Below are 18,119 nucleotides of genomic sequence, written 5' to 3'. Positions count from 1 at the left end.
CATGCCGGCCTGAGCATTGGTTGTTGAAGGATCTTCCTATGAGTTCTGGCCTGCAAGGCTCCCTGATGGTGGATGTCGCCGGTACCTGGCTGACCTCCGAAGACCGTCAGTTTCTGCGTCAGCCCGAAGTGGGCGGCCTGATCATTTTCGCGCGCAACATCGAGAGCCCACGGCAAGTTCGTGAGCTCTGCGCGTCCATTCGTGCCATACGTCCCGAGTTGCTGCTCGCTGTCGACCAAGAGGGTGGTCGGGTGCAGCGCCTGCGCCAGGGTTTTGTGCGGTTGCCTCCGATGCGCGCCATTGCCGGTCATCCAGATGCAGAACGCCTCGCCGAGCATTGCGGCTGGTTGATGGCGACCGAGGTGCTGGCGGTGGGGCTGGACCTCAGCTTTGCGCCGGTGCTGGATCTGGACTATCAACGAAGTGCGGTCGTCGGCACCCGGTCGTTTGAAGGCGACCCTGAGCGGGCGGCGTTACTGGCCGGCGCTTTTATCCGGGGCATGAATGCGGCGGGCATGGCCGCCACGGGCAAGCATTTTCCCGGGCATGGTTGGGCCGAGGCGGACTCCCATGTAGCTATCCCCAACGACGAGCGCAGCCTGGAAACGATCCGCGCCAATGATCTGGTGCCTTTTCAGCGCTTGAGCAAACACTTGGCAGCGGTCATGCCTGCCCACGTCATCTATCCCCAGGTCGATTCACAGCCGGCGGGCTTTTCCCGCCGCTGGCTGCAGGACATCCTGCGCGGTGAGCTGGGCTTCGATGGCGTGATCTTCAGCGATGACCTGTCGATGGCCGGCGCCCATGTGGTGGGTGACGCCGCCAGCCGTATCGAGGCGGCACTTACCGCAGGGTGCGACATGGGACTGGTCTGTAACGACCGTGCTGCGGCTGAGCTGGCGTTGAGCGCGGCGCAGCGCTTGAAGGTGACGCCTCCTGCGGCGCGACTTCACAGAATGCGCGGCCAAGGCATGGCGTCCACCGAATACCGGCAGCACCCCCGCTGGCTGGCGGCGCTGACCGCCCTGCGCGCTGCCCAACTGATCGAATAAGGAATCCCCATGACTGTTTACGCGATTATCGGCGGCACCGGCCTGACCCAGCTCGAAGGGCTGACGATCCGTCAGTCCCTGGCGGTGAATACCCCCTACGGGGCGCCGTCCGGTGAGATCCAGCTCGGCGAATACGCCGGCCGCGAGGTGATGTTCCTCGCCCGCCACGGGCACCCGCACCGCTTTCCGCCGCACAAGGTCAACTACCGCGCCAACATCTGGGCGCTGCAGCAGGCCGGGGCCGAAGCGATTCTGGCGGTCAACGCTGTGGGGGGAATTCATCCTGACATGGGCACAGGTCATTTTTGCGTGCCCCACGATCTGGTGGATTACACCAACGGCCGCGAGCACACCTTCTTTGCCGACGACCTTGAGCACGTGACCCACATCGATTTCAGCTTTCCCTACAGCGCGCCATTGCGGGCTCGGCTGATCGCAGCGCTGGCGGCCGAAGGGTGCGCCCACAGCGATTTCGGCGTGTATGCCTGTACCCAAGGCCCGCGGCTGGAAACCGTGGCCGAGATTGCGCGGCTGGAACGTGACGGCTGTGACATCGTCGGCATGACCGGCATGCCGGAAGCGGCCCTGGCCCGTGAGCTCGAACTGGCATACGCCTGCCTGGCGCTGGTGGTGAATCCGGCAGCCGGCAAGTCGGCGGCGGTCATCACGATGGCGGAAATCGAGCAGGCTTTGCACGACGGAATCGGCAAGGTAAAGGCAACCCTGGCAAGGGTGCTCAGCGCCGCTTGAAGCAGGAACTTGTCAGGCTGGCAAAGGCGTTTTCTTGAATGCTGGCTAGGCCGGAGAGGGCAACAAAGTCAACGCCATTTCGTTGAAAAAGTTGTCCACGGAAAGCGTGAATATCTCTGTGGATAAGTTTCTGTAAGCCTGTAGTTGCAAGGCGTTAGCCGTAATGGTCGTTTAATGATCAGGTCTGCGAATGGCGCCGATGCAACGGGTTAATCGTCAGAATTCTCTTCGAATCAGGCTCGAAAGACGGGGGTAAAATCGAAGAGGGGATCGTGCGGCGGGATGCCCGGCAGCGCGCTCATCATGACGCGCTGCCAAGGCAAATTTCCGTAGGGAACGTTCGGGTGGGTCAGCGACGAAGCTCAGCGGGTGAGAAGTCCTGATCAACTGATCAGGACTCGGCCCACTCAACGTCGGTCAAGCCCAGTTGCTCGGCTTTCGGCTTGGTCACTTTCGGGACTCGGTCCGACCGGTATTTGGGAATCTGACCAAACCCGGCATCCACCGATGCCCAGTGCCAGGCGGATGCGTTATCCATCGCTTCGGCGCTGATGTAGAAGCTTTTGTAGCTGCCGTGCAGCAGATAATCGATTCTGAAATGCTTGTACTGTGCCACGCTTGCAAACCTCCCTATCAGTCACTCTCTTTGTAACTGAGTCGTCACCGCCAGGAAAATTCACTCGAAGTTACCGTTCTAAGCCAAATGGTTAGCTTTAGTACAGAACGATGAGCGAACGACCAGCCACCCTTACAAATGAATGGCAAACCCCCGGTTTTGAGCGGTTTCAGCGACGCCATGGCGGCATGAGGCACTCCGCGATAGGGCAGTGACGACGTTTGCGGTCGTCCTGCCGAATCGTTTTTACACTCGAACGGTTACTTGTTCAGGAATTTGAACACAGTGGTCTGGGTGTAGGCTTTGCCTGGGTCCAGACGCGTGGAAGGGAAGGCTGGCTGGTTGGGCGAGTCCGGGTAGTGCTGGGTTTCCAGCGTGAACGCGCCCCAGTGCGGGTAGATTTTGCCACCTTTGCCTTTGACGGTGCCGTCGAGGAAGTTGCCCGTGTACAGCTGAACCCCAGGCTCGGTGGTAAACAGCTGCAAACGGCGACCCGACTTCGGATCGACCACGTCCGCTGCCAGATTCGACAGCTTGCCCTTGGTGTCGAGCACCCAGTTGTGGTCGTAGCCGCCTTGGGTCGCTTCAGCAAACTTGAGCTGCTGGTTGTCTTCACGAATGCGCTTGCCAAAGGCGACAGGCTTGAGGAAGTCAAACGGTGTGCCGGCCACTGACGGGAGCTCGCCGGTCGGGATCAGCGTCTCGTTGACCGGCGTGTAATGCGCAGCATGCACCACCGCCACCTGATCAAGGATGTCGCCGTTACCCGCGCCGGCCAGGTTGAAGTAGCTATGGTTGGTGAGGTTGAGCACGGTCGGTTTGTCCGTTGTCGCGTGGTACTGAATGCGCAACTCGTTCTTGTCGTTCAGGCTGTAGGTGACTTCGGTTTTCAGCGTGCCGGGGAAACCCATCTCGCCATCGACCGACACGTAGGTCAGCTTGACCCCGACCGAGCCCTTGTCCTTGACCTCTTGAGCCTTCCAGATCTGCTTGTCGAAGCCTTTCGGGCCGCCATGCAGTGAGTTGGTCTTGTCGTTCAGCGGCACTTGGTAGCTCTTGCCATCCAGGGAGAACTTGCCGCCGGCCAGGCGATTGCCGAAGCGGCCGATAGTGGCACCGAAAAACGCGGTGCCATTGACATAGCCATCCACATCATCGAAGCCCAGGACCACGTCCTCAGCCTTGCCGTGCTTGTCCGGGACCAGCAGCGACTGCAGCGTGCCGCCGTAAGTGATCACTGTAGCCTGCATGCCCTGGCTGTTGCGCAGGGTGTATTTCTCGACCGGGGTGCCATCGGCGAGTTTGCCGAAAGCGCCGTGTTCGGTGGACAGCCCGGCGGCGTGTACTTGCAGGGCGGCGGCCATCAATGACAGGCCCAGGGCAGGTATAAGCGTCTTTCTCATTGCGTCGATCCTTTTTTGTTATGGGGATGTTGTTATGAGCATGTGGCTATGGGCGGTCTCACGGGTGTCGCCCGAGGGCATCACCCTTGTTGCTCGAAGCGCTGCGGGCCGTAGCAAGGGCTCGAAGCTCAGTGATCGGTGATTGGTCATACTATTTGAGGCGGTTGGCCCTGATATTTCGAGTTATAGATCAAAAGCACTCGCTTTAAAAATAAATTGTAATACTATTTGGCGAAAGGCAGTGCCCGCTCCGATGCGGGAAGGTCTAGCCCAGGATTGCCTGTCTGTACAGGCGTTTGACTCCTAATCGTATGATCATTAGCCTCGTTTTGCGGAACACACCGCAAACAGGGGCGGATCAATGAGCAGCAGTTTTCACGCGTCGACGGTAGACCGCCTGGGAGCCTGGATTGCTCAAGGCAATGTGACGCCGGGGCAGTCGCTGAAGGTTGAGGCGGCGTTGGGTGAAGAATTCGGGGTTAGCCGGACGGTGATTCGCGAGGCCATCAAAACACTGGTGGCCAAAGGATTGCTGGAAGTCGGACCCAAGGTGGGCACCCGGGTATTGCCTGTGCGCAGCTGGAATCTGTTTGACCCACAAGTGGTGGGTTGGCTGGCGGCGAAGGGCCTGCCGGAAAGTTTTGTACTGGACCTGCTGGATTTGCGGCGCGCCATAGAACCGATGGCCGTGCGTTGGGCCTGTGAGAGGGCAACACCCGAGCAGATTGCCGGGATTCAAACAGCCTATGTGCGGCTTGCGGCCAGCGTCGCGGACCCGGGTGATTACAACGCGGCGGACCAACGCTTCCATGAAGCGGTGCTGGCGGCGAGTCATAACCAGTTCATCGAGCAGATGTTGCCGGCGCTGGGCGCCTTGCTGGCGATCTCGTTCGAAGTGTCATCGGCGGTGCCCGGAGAGTTGGGCAGAACCTTGCCGTTGCACAAGGATTTGGCGGACGCCATCGCCAACCGGGATTCGGCGCGGGGTGTGTGGGCTTGCATGAGCCTGATTGAAAACGCCGGTGAAGTGATTGCGCGTTCTCGGCAGCAAGCGTTGACGCGCAACTGATGACCGGCCGAGTTTGACGTTTTACAGGTGAGCTTTTCGAGTGGCTCACGGACCTACAATAATAAGCAGGAAGTTTTCCATGAATTGGCTGCCGGTCTGCGACCAGCGTTTCAAATTGGCCGAAGGGCCGTTCTGGGACCACGCCCACCAGGCGTTGTACTGGGTCGATATCGCCGGCTTCCGCGCGTTGCGCCTGCGCGAAGGCCAGCTGTCCCACTGGCAGTTCAGCGAGCCGGTTTCAGCCTTCATACCCACCACGCAAGGCGACGCACTGGTCACCCTTGCCAGTGGCGTCCACCGTCTCGACCTCGACTCCCCACCCGGTCACCCCGCTGTTTCTCTGCTGTGTGCCGCCGACCCCGTGGCGGGCAATCGTGCCAATGAAGCCCGTTGCGACAGGCTTGGCCGACTGTGGCTCGGGACGATGCAAAACAACCTGGACGAGCAGGGTGGCGACCTCCCGCTCTTGCGCCGATCCGGCGGGCTTTACCGCGTCGACGGCGATGCCTCGGTCGCGTCTTTGCTGGAGGGGCAGGGCATCGTCAACACCCTGGTCTGGCCGGAAAACGATTCTGCCGTGCTGACCGCCGACACCCTGGACGGCGTGATCTATCGTTACCCGATCAACGATGATCATTCCCTGGGCGAACGCGAAGTCTGGGCCCATGAGCATGCCCGCGGCGCACCCGATGGCTCGGCGATGGACGAAGACGGTTTTGTCTGGAACGCCCGCTGGGGTGGCGGTTGCCTGATCCGCTTTGCCCCAGATGGCAGCGTTGATCGGGTCGTCGAGTTGCCCGTCAGTCACCCCACCAGTTGCGTGTTTGGCGGGCCGGACATGACGACTTTATTTGTCACCAGCGCACGGCCTGCAGAAGGCGCGCTCGCGCTGGATGGATCTGTGATTCAAATGGAAATCGGCATCAAGGGCATGGCCTCGCACCGCTTTGCGGGGTGACCCAAACCCTGCGCCGGTGAGGTGTGACACTCGGTTACATAGGCTTCATTGATAATATGATATGACTGTTTTCAGTCGAGCGGCCTGCGCTGTTTCCAGCTGCATACCGCCCCGACACTCACTGCTGGACGCTGTAGCTAGTCAATAAAAATAAGGAGTTAGCTATGTTGAGTCGCCACGGGATTCGTTCCCTGTGCTGTGCTGCTGTTGCCACCGCCATCCTGGGCATGAGCGCGGGTGTATCCGCCGCTGACGCCGAAAAGGTCAAGATCGGTTTTCTGGTCAAGCAGGCTGAAGAGCCCTGGTTCCAGACCGAATGGCAGTTCGCCGAAAAGGCCGGTAAAGACCACGGTTTCGAAGTCATCAAAATCGCCGTTCCCGACGGTGAAAAAACCCTCTCTGCCATCGACAGCCTCGCCGCCAACGGCGCCAAAGGTTTTGTCATTTGCCCGCCTGACGTTTCCCTCGGCCCGTCCATCGTCGCCAAGGCAAAGGCCAATGGTTTGAAAGTCATGGCCGTCGATGACCGTTTCGTCGATGCCAAAGGCAAGTTCATGGAAGACGTGCCGTATCTGGGCATGGCCGCTTTCGAAGTCGGCCAGAAACAGGGCGCGGCCATGGCCGACGAAGCGAAGAACCGCAAGTGGGACTGGAAAGAAACCTACGCGATCATCAACACCTACAACGAGCTGGACACCGGCAAGAAGCGCACCGACGGTTCGGTCGATGCGTTGAAGAAAGCCGGTTTGCCTGAAGATCATATCCTCTTCGCACCACAGAAAACCCTCGACGTGCCGGGCAGCATGGACTCCACCGGTGCAGCTTTGCCGAAACTGCCAAGCGGCGCGAAAAACCTCATCGTTGGCGGCATGAACGACAACACCGTGCTGGGCGGCGTACGTGCCACAGCGGGTGCAGGCTTCGCGCCGGCCAACGTGATCGGCATCGGCATCAACGGCACTGATGCCATCGACGAGTTGAAGAAGAAGGAAAGCGGCTTCTTCGGCTCGATGCTGCCAAGCCCTGACAAAGAGGGCTACAACACCGCCCTGATGGTCTACGAGTGGGTCACCACCGGCAAAGAACCGCCAAAATACACCGCCATGGACGACGTGACGCTGATCACCCGTGCCAACTTCAAGGACGTGCTCACTCCGCTCGGTCTGTACAAGTAAGCGCGGCAGTCGAGTCGGGACGCCTGGCAATCAGGCGGATATCTGCGAGGCCCCGTTCCACCCGGCAAGGGTGGGGCGGGGTGGAGGTGGTTCATGCAACAGGCATCGGTTCAGCAACAGGTTCAGCACGGCGGCAGCCTGCGCTTCAACGGGATCGGTAAAACCTTCCCCGGTGTGAAGGCGTTGTCGGACATCAATTTCGAAGCTCGGCCAGGCAGCGTTCATGCGCTGATGGGCGAGAACGGCGCGGGTAAATCGACGCTGCTGAAGATTCTCGGCGGCTCGTACCAGCCCAACAGCGGCGATCTGCAGATCGGCGATCAGCATCTGGCGTTCAAATCCACCGCCGACAGCATCGCGGCCGGGGTGGCGGTGATTCATCAGGAATTGCACCTGGTCCCGGAAATGTCGGTGGCGGAAAACCTGCTCCTCGGCCACATGCCCAACCGCTGGGGCATGATCAACCGGCGGGCCATGGTTCGCCGCGCGCGGGAGCTGCTCAAAGGCCTGGCCGACGAGATCGACCCGAACACGCGTCTGGGTGATCTCTCCCTGGGGCAGCGGCAACTGGTGGAAATCGCCAAGGCCATGTCCCGCAATGCTCACGTCATCGCCTTCGACGAGCCCACCAGCAGCCTGTCGGCGCGGGAAATTGATCGTCTGATGGCGATCATCACTCGGCTGCGCGATGAAGGCCGGGTCATTCTTTACGTTTCCCACCGCATGGAAGAAATCTTCCGCGTCTGTGACGCCGTCACCGTGTTCAAGGACGGACGCTTCGTGCGCACCTTCGAAGACATGGCCGATCTGGACCATGATCGTCTTGTCACCTGCATGGTCGGGCGCGACATTCAGGACATCTACAACTACCGAACGCGTCAGCATCAAGGGCCGAGCCTGCGCGTGACCGGCCTGATGGGGCCAGGCTTGCAGGAACCCGCCAGTTTTGCGGTTGAGAAGGGCGAGATCCTCGGCTTCTTCGGCCTGGTCGGCGCCGGCCGCACCGAGATGTTTCGCATGCTGTCGGGGTTGACGCGCAGTCAGGCCGGGACCTTGCAGCTGGAAGGCAAGCCGCTGAACCTGCGTTCACCGCGCGACGCCATCGACGCCGGCATTCTGCTGTGTCCGGAAGACCGCAAGAAAGAAGGCATCGTGCCGCTCTCCAGTGTCGCCGAGAACATCAACATCGGTGCCCGTCCTCGGCACGTCAGCCTGGGTTGCCTGATTCAGGGACGCTGGGAGCGTGACAACGCCAGACACCAGATCAAATCAATGAACGTCAAGACGCCTTCGCCCGAGCAGCAGATGTTGTTTCTGTCGGGGGGCAATCAGCAGAAGGCCATTCTCGGCCGCTGGCTGTCGATGCCAATGAAGGTGCTGTTGCTGGACGAACCCACCCGTGGCATCGACATCGGCGCGAAATCCGAGATCTATCAGATTATCCATAACCTCGCCGCCGACGGCATCGCGGTCATCGTGGTGTCCAGCGACCTGATGGAGGTGATGGGGATTTCCGATCGCATTCTGGTCATGAGTGAAGGCGCCATCACCGGCGAATTGTCCCGGGAAGAGGCTAATGAACAGCGTCTTCTGCAACTGGCATTGCCGCGTACGCGCGGTTGAACCTGGCTATGAAAACTGGCTATGAAAAATAAGAACGAGGTGCGTATGTCTACCGAATCCAGCCTGACGGCTCCCCGCCAAGGCATGAACCTGCGTCGATTCGTCGACGACTGGGCCATGCTGATGGCCGCCCTGGGCATTTTTGTGCTCTGTGCGCTGCTGATCGACAACTTCATGTCGCCGCTGAACATGCGCGGACTCGGCCTGGCGATTTCCACCGTCGGCATCGCCGCCTGCACCATGCTGTACTGCCTGGCGTCCGGGCATTTTGACCTGTCGGTCGGTTCAGTGCTGGCATGCTCCGGGGTCATTGCCGGTATCGTCATTCGTGACACCGACAGCGTGTTTCTCGGCGTATCCGCGGCGCTGGCCATGGGCTTGCTGGTCGGCCTGATCAACGGCATCGTCATCGCCAAGCTGCGCATCAACGCGCTGATCACCACCCTGGCGACCATGCAGATCGTCCGGGGGCTGGCCTACATCTTCTCCAACGGCAAAGCGGTGGGCGTTGGCGACGAGGCCTTCTTCGTGTTCGGTAACGGTCAGCTGTTCGGCGTGCCGGTGCCGATCCTGATCACCGTCGTCTGTTTTATATTCTTCGGCTGGCTGCTCAACTACACGACCTACGGGCGCAATACCCTGGCCATCGGCGGCAACCAGGAAGCGGCGTTGCTCGCAGGCGTCCACGTTGACCGGACCAAGATCATCATCTTCGCTGTGCACGGCTTGATCGGCGCGCTGGCCGGTGTGGTGCTGGCCTCGCGCATGACCTCGGGTCAGCCCATGATCGGCCAGGGCTTTGAGCTGACAGTGATTTCAGCGTGCGTACTGGGCGGGGTGTCTTTGAGCGGCGGCATCGGCATGATTCGTCATGTCATCGCCGGGGTGTTGATTCTGGCGATCATCGAGAACGCCATGAACCTCAAGAACATTGACACGTTCTACCAATACGTCATTCGCGGCACGATCCTGTTGCTGGCGGTGATCATCGACCGGTTGAAGCGTCGCTGATCCGCAGTCCTTGAAAGGGCGCTGCGTGGGGCAGGTATTTCCCCACGCAGCACTGCTCACGTCCTGATCCCGCTCTGCCCGTCCCGGCTCATTTCCCCAGCAAGCTCAACCCCGTAGATCGCGAGTCACAGACGCCTTCCGCTCAGGGAGCGAGCCGCGTTACACGAGTTTAGAGGTCTCGAAGATCAGCTTCATCGTCGCCTGGGCCAGCGACTGCGCTTCAACCCGTATCGTCTCCAGCTGCGCTTTTGCCTCGTTGAACCGGGCGTCGTGGTTACGCACTTCGATGAGCTGCGTCAGCTGCAGCGATGCCTCGATGAGACCGTATAGATTACGGTGCAGCTGGTGGGTGACTTTCGTGAGATGGGGGTGTAGGTCCGGCTTCTCCTGAGGACCGATCGCCAGTGCCGTGTTCAGTGCGTCGGCGGACGATCTGTTGCCACTCATGACGTAGTTCAAGTCGACACCGGCTTCTGCGATGCGAAGCAGGTAGTCAGCCTTTGGTGATCGGTTGCCGTTCTCGTAATTCCCCTGCGCGTTGGTCTCGACGCCGCCGATGGCCCCCAAAGCGCTCTGTGAAAGCTTCAGTCTATTGCGTTCCTGCCTGAGTCTCAGGCCAAGGCCTTTCATGTGCTCAACTCCATTTGACGATCCCTGACTTTAAGCAGCTGATTGCGACTTCATGAATCGACTCGGCGTGGGAATGAGCGGATCAACGCAAACGGGTGCGGCTTATGAGGTTTAATCTATTCATACCGGGCCAGACAATAGCGTCATCCGGTTGGAATGTGGATCCTAAAATAATTGCGTGTACGAATTTTCTCAAACAGCCGTACGATAAAAATCCGAACGAATACATTTGGTGCGACTGCTCGGCTTTTTGGATGAGGGCTTGGAAGAGTGGCAGGGCGGTGGACGGCCGGGCGCCTGAAGCCCCGGCGTCGATGCGGTCAGGAAGGGCAGCGGGTTTCGGATTGGCGCGCCCATTGTGTGGCAGTGCGGGCGATGGTATCGGCCAGCGTTGAAACGGCTTTCTGGTGCGCGATAACCAGACTTTCCATGCCGATGCCCGCCGGCTGGCGAATGACACTGCTGCAGGTGAGGTTCTGGCGCTGGGTACCGGGACCGGTGCCGCTGGCCCGAAGGCTCAGGTTCCAGACCACGTCGATCAGTGCGTATTGATCCAGCACCGATTCAAAGCGACGTACGTCGGTGCGCACCGACAGAACGGGCTGGTCGCTTTGTTTTGGCAAACCCGCCAGGTCCCGGGAACCGAAGCGCCGCTCCAGCTGCCCGGTCAGGGCGTCATGGAATTCATCGCCCAGCGGCGCGCCCCAGCGCTCATTCTCCAGAATCGCCAGACTGCCATCACCCTGGCGGATGACCAGTGGCGGCTGATCGACCTGTACCGCCATGAGCACCGCCTGCATTTCGAACTGGAATGGCGACGGGCTTGCATTCGCCGGAGCCTGGGTCGCCGGTGCGATCAGTGTGTAGTAATGGGTCGGCGTGGAGGAGCAGGCCGTCACACCCAGCACACAGGCCAGGGTGAGCAGGGATTTACCCAAGATAGAGTTACGCAGGGTCATTGAGCAGGCTCCGGAGCGATTTCACGTGAAGAGGATGATCCTTTATACGAGCCAGGCGCTGCGTCGCCGGTGCGACCGCGAATCAGCGATTCAGGATGGCGACTGAGGAAATCGGTCAACACTCGCACTGAACGCGCCGTACGCTGCACTTCGTCCATGGCCTGCCCCAGTTGCTGACGCGCCGGGGAGTCATCCGACAACGCTTCGTTGGCCGTGCCCAGGGTTTTCTGCGCCTGCTGCAACGCGCCGCGCATCTGAGGCAACACGTCGCTGTTGACCTGCTTCATGGTTTTCTGAAGTTCGATCAGGCTGCCATTGAGGTTCTTCGCCAGGTCGTCGAGGGGGATCTTGCCGAGTTTGTCGACGAACGCTTGCAACTGCTCCTGCAGTTTATCGAAGCTGCCGGGCACCGTCGGGATCTCCAGCGGCCGGGCTTTGGCGTTGTAGGCAACCTTCGCTGCCTTGGGATCGAAATCCATCGCGACGTAAAGCTGGCCGGTCAGCAGATTGCCCGTGCGCACTTGCGCCCGCAGCCCGCGCTCGACGAACTGGCCGAGAATCCGTGAGGTCTGCTCTTCGTCATCGCCACCGCCGGCTTGCTGTTTCAGCTTGTCATTCGCTGCACCCAGACGTTGCGGATAGATCACGGCGCCCACGATACCGGGGAACGTTCCCGTCGCCGGATCGTAGTCGAGGTCTACAGACACCACGCGGCCTACGTTAACGCCAAGGAAGTCCACCGGCGCGTTTACCACAAGGCCGCGCAACGACTGGTTGAAGCGCATGCGGATGTATTTGGGTTCGCCGTCGGGCGGCGCCAATGCAGTGGCCTGGTCTTCAAATAGCTTGAATTCGGCGTTGCCGGCGGCCGGCTTGGCGTCCGGGCTGTATTTGGGTTCGCGGAAGGCGATACCGCCGGAGAGGATCGAGGCCATGGACTGGGTGGAGACCTTCAGGCCCGAGGCGCCAAGGGTGACGTCGACGCCGCTGGCGTTCCAGAAGCGTGAATCGTCGAGGACGAACTGATCGTTTGGCGCGCCGACAAAAATTTCGACGTCCACGCCCTTGCCGTCCTTCGCCAGTTCGTACGCCACCACCTGGCCCACCTGAATGCGGCGGAAGTACACCGGCGAACCGATGTCCAGCGAGCCGAGGTCGTCGGTGTGCAGAATGAAGCGCTTGCCTTTCTCGCCAAAGGTCACGGCGGGCGGAGTTTCCAGACCGGTGAAGTCTTTCTTGGTCTCTTCCGAGCTGCCGGCGTCGGCGCCAATGAAGGCGCCCGACAACAGGGTATCGACGCCGGTGACGCCGTGGGCGCCGATGCGTGGACGCACGACCCAATACTGCGTGTCGGCGCGGGTGAACGGAACCGCCGACTGGTTCAGGTCGATGCTCGCCAGCACGTGGGTGCGGTCATCGCTGAGTTCGATGTCGGTCACCATGCCGATCACCACGTTCTTGTACTTGACCTGGGTTTTCTTGGCTTCCAGACCCTCGGCCGTGAGGAAGCTGACCACCACTTTGGGGCCGACGTTGAGGAAGTCATGGACCACCATCGACAGGCCGATCAGGGCGGCGACGATCGGCACCAGCCAGACCAGTGAGACGCGCACCTTGCGGGCCTTGACCTGCGGTCGGGTCGGCGGGGAGGGGGGTAGGGTGTTATCGGACATCTTCAACCTCTGCGTCCCAGATTAGCCGGGGATCGAACGTCATGGCGGCAAGCATAGTCATCACCACCACCAAACCAAAAAACAGAATGCCAAGGCGCGGCTCGATGGTGCTGAGCCCGCGAAACTGCACCAGCGCTGCCACCAGCGCGACCACCAGCACATCGAGCATGGACCAGTAGCCGATCACTTCAATGAAGCGGAACAACCGCGAACGCTCGCGCATCGCCCAGGTGCTGCGGCGCTGGCACGTGATCAATAACAGCCCCAGCACCAGAAACTTGATGCAGGGCACGACCACACTTGCGATGAAAATCAGAATGGCGATGTCCCACGAGCCGCCTTCGGCGAACTCGATCACCCCGCTCATGATGGTGTTCTCGCTGCTGCTGCCGAGCATCGTCGTGTACATCACCGGCAACAGGTTGGCCGGGATGTAGAAGATCAGACCGGCGATCAGAAATGCCCAGGTGCGCGTCAGACTGTTGGGCTTGCGCCGATGCACCGGCGAATCGCAGCGCGGGCATTCATGGGTGTCTTCCGGGCAGACGTAACTGCAGACGTGGCACAGGGTGACTTTGTACTCGCGGGCGTAGGGGATGCCGTTCATTCAGGGCCGACTCCCAGCTCGTCCCACAGCCGGCGGATGTCTTTGCCGGCAATCAATACGATCAGCACCATCAGCATGGCCATGGCCCACAGCCCTACGCCCGGATGCACATCCAGCATGCCCGCCAGCTTGACGATGGCCACCAGAATCCCCAGCAGGCACACCTCCAGCATGCTCCAGGGCCGAAGGTGTTCCAGGGTGCGCATGCACATTTTGAAACCGGGGGCGATCTCGCCGCGATGGGCGTGGGCCAGGACCCAGAACAGCAAGGCGATCTGCAGCGCCGGCGCAAGGATGATGGCCAGCCCTGCGACCAGCGCGATCAAGGTGATCTGCCCCTGGGCCAACGCCTGAACCGAACCCCACAGGGTCACTTCGTTGTGCAGACCCTGCATGCTGATGCTGATGACCGGAAATACATTGGCGAAGATGAACAGCACGCAAGCGGCGATGCTCAGGGCGAGCAGTTGTTCGATGTTCAGCCGGTGACTGCGACGCAGGATCGCGGCGCAGCGCAGGCAATAGGCAGCCTCGCCTTTATTGAGGGGCATGGCCTCATAGACCGAGTCGCAATGCTCACAGATGATCCACTGATCAGCGCGCGTCTGGGGCTGCGCAAGCGCTGGAGCAGGCGGCTGCTCGGATGGATGAGCCTGGCGGTGAGAACTGGCGGTCATCGGCGCGTGCGTCGCGGAATTCGTCGGTGTGTTCACGATAGGTCGGCTTTTGTCGGTTGCGCGCCTGAGTGGCGGGCGGGCAACGATACCCTGTCGGCGAAGCGCAGGCTCGCATTTGCTGAAGTGAATGTCATGAAAGGTGCGCCTGCGAAAAGACTTGAGAGATTGACCACAGTGCCATCATCGGGTTCGGTTAATTGTAAGGCGGGCAGCAATCTTTCCGGGCGCTGTGACCAAGAGTGCTGAAGACGGGTTCATGGCTGCCGCCGAGCAGTGTACCGGCTGGACGTTCAACTCGCACTCGCCTGCGGTGATAGACTCCCGCCACTTCAAACGAGGAGCAACAGACGTGCGCAAGATGGCAATGATGGTGGCGGTGTTGATGCTGGCAGGTTGTGATGGCGGCAAGCCGGCGACGCCCGCCCAGGTTCCGAGCACTGATTCGACCGCGGAAGCGCCGACGCCGGCTTCGCAGCAGTGGACCATTCGTGTCCATTTGAAAGAAGCGCTGAGCGACATGGCCTATTGGCTGGTCGAACACCATTACCCGTCCTACGTGGTGAAGGTCGATGGCAGGGAAGTGGTGATGATCGGGCCGTTCGAGTCTCAGGCAGATGCCGAGAAGGCCAAGACAGAGATCGATGCCGCGATGGTCAAGGGCCATCGCCTGTCACAGCTGGAAGTGATTGCGCCGAGATCCTGAGGATCTCAAGCCGGAGGGATCAAGTGATGCCTCCGGCTAAAGCTAATCTTGCGTCAGAGCCACAGGTCGTTGATCAACGACGGCCCAGCAACAGACCCACCACCAGACCAAAACCTGCGGAGACCGCTACGGTCTGCCATGGATGGCCGCCGATGTAATTCTCGGTGGCATCAACGGCTGGCTTGGCGCGTTCGCGCACGCTGCCCACGGATTCCATTGCCTGCTTGAGCTTCTGGCTCAGTTGAGCACGTACGGTGTCGGCTTCTTCGCCTACCAGAGAGGCGCTGTCCTTGAGCAGTTTGTCGGACTCTTCAATGAGGGCGGCCAGTTCGCTGAACGCTTGATCCTTGATCTGTTCGACAGCGGCGTTTTGGGCAGCAGTTTTACGAGCCATGGCAAATTTCCTTTCAATAGTTATGGCAGTGTGCAATGGAGTTATGAGCGTCTGAAAAGTTGCAGCACATTTCCGACAGCGGCCAAAAAGTACAACGAATGGAGTCGGGGTTCGCCCTCGACGGGTGTAAGATGCTGACGTTTTTCGAGCCCGCTACCGGCTCCGTTCAAGCGTTTCGTTTTGCACATCGAGGTACATACCATGAGCTACAACCTGGCCAATAAAACCCTTCCGGAACGTGCCGCCATCGAGGACGAAAAGTCTCGCCTGTTCGATCTGTGGCAGAGCAATCTGGGCAAGGCCAAGGGGGACGCCGCCCGGCTGATGGGCGAACGGGCCAAGCGCAAGGGCAAATGGTCGGAGTGGGTGCGCGGCGAACTCGACGCCATGTCGCCACCGGAGTACGCCAACATGGTGCGCGCCGAGGTCAATCGTTTGGTGGCAGCGGCGCGGGGCTGAGGCAGTCGATCCCGCCCATTGTGGGACCGGCTTCAGCCGGGAAGAGGCCAGTCCTGGCGACTTCATTTTTGCCCGTTTTTGCGGTCTGGCGCCTCACGCTTTCCCGGCTAAAGCCGGTCCCACTGAAAGTGTAAAGCCGATCACGCCGTTCGCCATCACCAACTGCCGCTGGCCGGTTTCGGCAGGCTCAGCGTGCCGCTGTCTTCAAAGCGCATGGTGCCGAACAGTCCGCCGGCCAGCTTGCCGTGCAGCTCGTAGGGCAGGTTGTCCAGCCGTTGCTGATCAGCGAGGCCCACCGCCTGGCGCAGGGCGGCAAAGGCTGAAACGGTGACCGGCACCGTCAGTACGCCCTCGGAGAAACGCCCGATCGTGCCTTTTTGATCGCTCACGCCGGACGCCAGCAAGCGGCCGTTGACGTCCAGGTTCAGCGCGACGCCGTCGTACTGGATGTCGGTGTCGTTGGGATTTTGCAGGCGCAGCTTCACGGCGAAGCGGATTTCCAGATCCTGGCCGGGCAGGGGATCGATGCCTACCACGTTGATGTTCAACGGGTCCCGGTTGGGAAACAGCGCGCAGGCGCTCAGTGCGAGCACCATGGTCAGGCCGGCGAGGAGGGTGCGGATCAGGCGTAGCGGCATCGGTGACTCCCGTGGCAGGCCGTTGGGGCACAACATGCCCCTTCAAACGTCCTGACGATTCAAGTGTGCGACCCCGCTCGCCGGAAGAGGTTCTGCGTCAGGAGCTGCATCAGCTTCTGCATCGGGGCCGCGGGACGGGTCCTGCAGCACCTTCAAAGTCGCGGCTTCCGGGTCGAATTCGGTGAGCTCCGGCTCCTGGTATTCCTCCGGCAGAAAGATATTGAGGATGATCGCGCAGAACGCGCCGACGGTGATGGGCGATTCGAAAATGTTGTGCAGCGCCTTGGGCAGCTCGCGCAAGACCTCCGGCACGGCAGCCACGCCCAGGCCCATGCCCAGGGAAATCGCCACGATCAGCATGTTGCGCCGATGCAGGCCGGCCTCCGAGAGGATCTTGATGCCCGCCACCGCGACGGTGCCGAACATGATCAGCGTTGCGCCGCCCAGCACCGGCTTCGGCATCAGTTGCAGCACGGCGCCGATGATCGGGAACAGGCCCAGCAGCACCAGAATCCCGGCGATGAAAAACGCCACGTAGCGGCTGGCGACACCGGTCAGCTGAATGACCCCGTTGTTCTGCGCGAACGTCACCATGGGCAGGCTGTTGAAGGTCGCCGCCAGCGCCGAATTCAGCCCGTCCGCCAGCAGCCCCGACTTGATCCGGCGGATGTACACCGGCCCGCTCACCGGCTGTTGGGAAATCATGGAGTTGGCGGTGAGGTCCCCGGCGGCCTCCAGCGGTGACACGAGAAAGATCACCGCGATGGGGATGAACGCCAGCAGATCGAAGGAAAACCCGTATTTGAACGGCACCGGCAGGCTCATCACCGGGACATGGGGCATCTGCGCAAAATCCACCCGGCCCATGAACCAGGCGACGGCGAAGCCCAGGGTCAGGCCGATGATGATCGCGCTCAGGCGCAGTAACGGAATGTTGAACCGGTTGAGCACCACGATAGTGATGAGCACCAGGCCGGCCAGGCCCATGTTCGCCGCCGAGCCCAGGTCGCTTGCGCCGAAGCCGCCAGCTATGTCGGTCATCGCCACTTTCAACAGCGAAAGGCCCATCAGGGTGATGATCGTGCCGGTGACCACCGGGGTGATCAGCTTGCGCAATTTACCGATGAACTGGCTCAGGGCAACCTCGACGAACGCTGCGCAGAAGCACACGCCGAAGATCGTCGAGAGGATTTCGTCGGTGCCGCCGCCACGACTCTTGACCAGAAACCCCGCGCTCAGAATCACGCTGAGGAAGGAGAAACTGGTGCCCTGCAGACACAGCAGCCCCGAGCCGATCGGGCCGAAGCGTTTGGCCTGAACGAAGGTGCCCAGCCCGGAGACGAACAGCGCCATGCTGATCAGGTAGGGCACTTCGCTGTCGAGCCCGAGCACGTTGCCGACGATGAGGGTAGGGGTGATGATGCCGACGAAACTGGCCAGCACGTGCTGCAACGCCGCGAAGATCGCGGCGGCGAAATGCGGTCGGTCATTCAGGCCGTAAATGAGTTCGGTTCTGGATGCGACCGAGGCTGAAGCCAAGCGGGTCGGGGCGCTGTTGCGGGGTGCGGTCATGGTTAGCCTGCCATTTTGTTTTTATGGGGTCATGGGCTTTGCGGATGACACATCTCCAACCGGTGCGAACATCTTGTCTTGCCGGTCAGGATTGCCGACTGTACAACATGTCCACAAGCAGAAATACATTTTAATGAGAGATTGTGTACA

19 protein-coding genes are annotated in these 18,119 nt (G+C 60.7%); 9 read left to right on the top strand and 10 right to left on the bottom strand.

From position 1 onward, the window contains the following. Positions 1–50: 50 nt before the first annotated feature. Together nagZ and ACQKEN_RS15985 are read left to right on the top strand one after the other, a co-directional pair. Entirely contained in the window at positions 51–1,052 is a 1,002-nt protein-coding gene (gene nagZ / locus ACQKEN_RS15990) for a beta-N-acetylhexosaminidase (protein WP_427686971.1), read from the top strand. Positions 1,053–1,061: 9 nt separating this feature from the next. Beyond that, entirely contained in the window at positions 1,062–1,802 is a 741-nt protein-coding gene (locus ACQKEN_RS15985; protein WP_427686896.1) for an S-methyl-5'-thioinosine phosphorylase, read from the top strand. Between the two features lie 391 nt (positions 1,803–2,193). Here the strand turns inward: ACQKEN_RS15985 and ACQKEN_RS15980 are convergent, their stop codons facing one another. Continuing rightward, entirely contained in the window at positions 2,194–2,418 is a 225-nt protein-coding gene (locus tag ACQKEN_RS15980; RefSeq protein WP_037011182.1) for a DUF6555 family protein, read from the bottom strand. A 260-nt stretch (positions 2,419–2,678) separates the two neighbouring features. Continuing rightward, entirely contained in the window at positions 2,679–3,821 is a 1,143-nt protein-coding gene (locus ACQKEN_RS15975) for an aldose epimerase family protein (protein ID WP_427686894.1), read from the bottom strand. Positions 3,822–4,182: 361 nt separating this feature from the next. Between ACQKEN_RS15975 and ACQKEN_RS15970 the strand changes: the two genes are divergently transcribed. From ACQKEN_RS15970 to araH, 5 genes are all read left to right on the top strand, one after another. Beyond that, a complete protein-coding gene (locus ACQKEN_RS15970) occupies positions 4,183–4,890 on the top strand; it encodes a FadR/GntR family transcriptional regulator (RefSeq protein WP_427686892.1) in 708 nt (235 codons plus the stop codon). Between the two features lie 79 nt (positions 4,891–4,969). Beyond that, positions 4,970–5,848, top strand: coding sequence for an SMP-30/gluconolactonase/LRE family protein (locus ACQKEN_RS15965; RefSeq protein ID WP_427686890.1), 879 nt, complete (start codon positions 4,970–4,972; stop codon positions 5,846–5,848). Between the two features lie 164 nt (positions 5,849–6,012). Beyond that, positions 6,013–7,023: a substrate-binding domain-containing protein gene (locus tag ACQKEN_RS15960; protein ID WP_427686888.1), complete on the top strand. Its 1,011-nt coding sequence runs from the start codon at positions 6,013–6,015 to the stop codon at positions 7,021–7,023. Positions 7,024–7,116: 93 nt separating this feature from the next. Then, positions 7,117–8,646, top strand: a complete 1,530-nt coding sequence (gene araG / locus ACQKEN_RS15955; RefSeq protein ID WP_346627813.1) for an L-arabinose ABC transporter ATP-binding protein AraG — start codon at positions 7,117–7,119, stop codon at positions 8,644–8,646. Between the two features lie 45 nt (positions 8,647–8,691). Further along, positions 8,692–9,657 carry an L-arabinose ABC transporter permease AraH gene (araH, locus tag ACQKEN_RS15950; RefSeq protein WP_427686886.1) on the top strand — a complete coding sequence of 322 codons (966 nt, stop codon included), beginning with the start codon at positions 8,692–8,694 and terminating at the stop codon, positions 9,655–9,657. A 159-nt stretch (positions 9,658–9,816) separates the two neighbouring features. On the opposite strand, the gene ACQKEN_RS15945 is transcribed toward araH, so the two are convergent. The 5 genes from ACQKEN_RS15945 to ACQKEN_RS15925 form a co-directional block, all read right to left on the bottom strand. After that, positions 9,817–10,287 carry a helix-turn-helix domain-containing protein gene (locus ACQKEN_RS15945; protein WP_427686884.1) on the bottom strand — a complete coding sequence of 157 codons (471 nt, stop codon included), beginning with the start codon at positions 10,285–10,287 and terminating at the stop codon, positions 9,817–9,819. A gap of 320 nt (positions 10,288–10,607) precedes the next feature. Continuing rightward, positions 10,608–11,246 carry a PqiC family protein gene (locus ACQKEN_RS15940; RefSeq protein ID WP_427686882.1) on the bottom strand — a complete coding sequence of 213 codons (639 nt, stop codon included), beginning with the start codon at positions 11,244–11,246 and terminating at the stop codon, positions 10,608–10,610. Next, positions 11,243–12,919 carry an intermembrane transport protein PqiB gene (locus ACQKEN_RS15935; RefSeq protein ID WP_427686880.1) on the bottom strand — a complete coding sequence of 559 codons (1,677 nt, stop codon included), beginning with the start codon at positions 12,917–12,919 and terminating at the stop codon, positions 11,243–11,245. The genes ACQKEN_RS15940 and ACQKEN_RS15935 overlap by 4 nt, the downstream gene beginning before the upstream one ends. Next, positions 12,909–13,526, bottom strand: coding sequence for a paraquat-inducible protein A (locus tag ACQKEN_RS15930; RefSeq protein ID WP_427686878.1), 618 nt, complete (start codon positions 13,524–13,526; stop codon positions 12,909–12,911). Before ACQKEN_RS15930 ends, ACQKEN_RS15935 begins: the two co-directional genes overlap by 11 nt. Further along, positions 13,523–14,077, bottom strand: a complete 555-nt coding sequence (locus tag ACQKEN_RS15925; RefSeq protein WP_427686969.1) for a paraquat-inducible protein A — start codon at positions 14,075–14,077, stop codon at positions 13,523–13,525. The genes ACQKEN_RS15930 and ACQKEN_RS15925 overlap by 4 nt, the downstream gene beginning before the upstream one ends. A 382-nt stretch (positions 14,078–14,459) precedes the next feature. Here ACQKEN_RS15925 and ACQKEN_RS15920 point away from each other — a divergent pair, with 382 nt between their 5' ends. Beyond that, positions 14,460–14,906 carry an SPOR domain-containing protein gene (locus ACQKEN_RS15920; protein ID WP_427686876.1) on the top strand — a complete coding sequence of 149 codons (447 nt, stop codon included), beginning with the start codon at positions 14,460–14,462 and terminating at the stop codon, positions 14,904–14,906. A gap of 73 nt (positions 14,907–14,979) precedes the next feature. Here ACQKEN_RS15920 and ACQKEN_RS15915 read toward each other — a convergent pair whose 3' ends face one another. Then, a complete protein-coding gene (locus ACQKEN_RS15915) occupies positions 14,980–15,300 on the bottom strand; it encodes a DUF883 family protein (RefSeq protein ID WP_427686874.1) in 321 nt (106 codons plus the stop codon). A gap of 201 nt (positions 15,301–15,501) precedes the next feature. Between ACQKEN_RS15915 and ACQKEN_RS15910 the strand changes: the two genes are divergently transcribed. Beyond that, positions 15,502–15,759: a hypothetical protein gene (locus ACQKEN_RS15910; RefSeq protein ID WP_122534790.1), complete on the top strand. Its 258-nt coding sequence runs from the start codon at positions 15,502–15,504 to the stop codon at positions 15,757–15,759. Positions 15,760–15,914: 155 nt separating this feature from the next. On the opposite strand, the gene ACQKEN_RS15905 is transcribed toward ACQKEN_RS15910, so the two are convergent. Further along, positions 15,915–16,397 (bottom strand): LEA type 2 family protein, encoded by a 483-nt coding sequence (locus tag ACQKEN_RS15905; protein ID WP_427686872.1) that lies wholly within the window; start codon positions 16,395–16,397, stop codon positions 15,915–15,917. Between the two features lie 42 nt (positions 16,398–16,439). Further along, the gene (locus ACQKEN_RS15900; RefSeq protein WP_427686870.1) at positions 16,440–17,969 is read right to left on the bottom strand and encodes a nucleobase:cation symporter-2 family protein; all 1,530 of its coding nucleotides are present in this window, start codon (positions 17,967–17,969) and stop codon (positions 16,440–16,442) included. Positions 17,970–18,119: the final 150 nt, after the last annotated feature.

It is taken from the genome of Pseudomonas sp. NPDC078416, assembly GCF_050268485.1.
Classification (GTDB): Bacteria; Pseudomonadota; Gammaproteobacteria; order Pseudomonadales; family Pseudomonadaceae; genus Aquipseudomonas.
The sequence above is the reverse complement of the archived record's forward strand: the minus strand, read 5'-3'. Positions and strand labels throughout refer to the sequence as shown.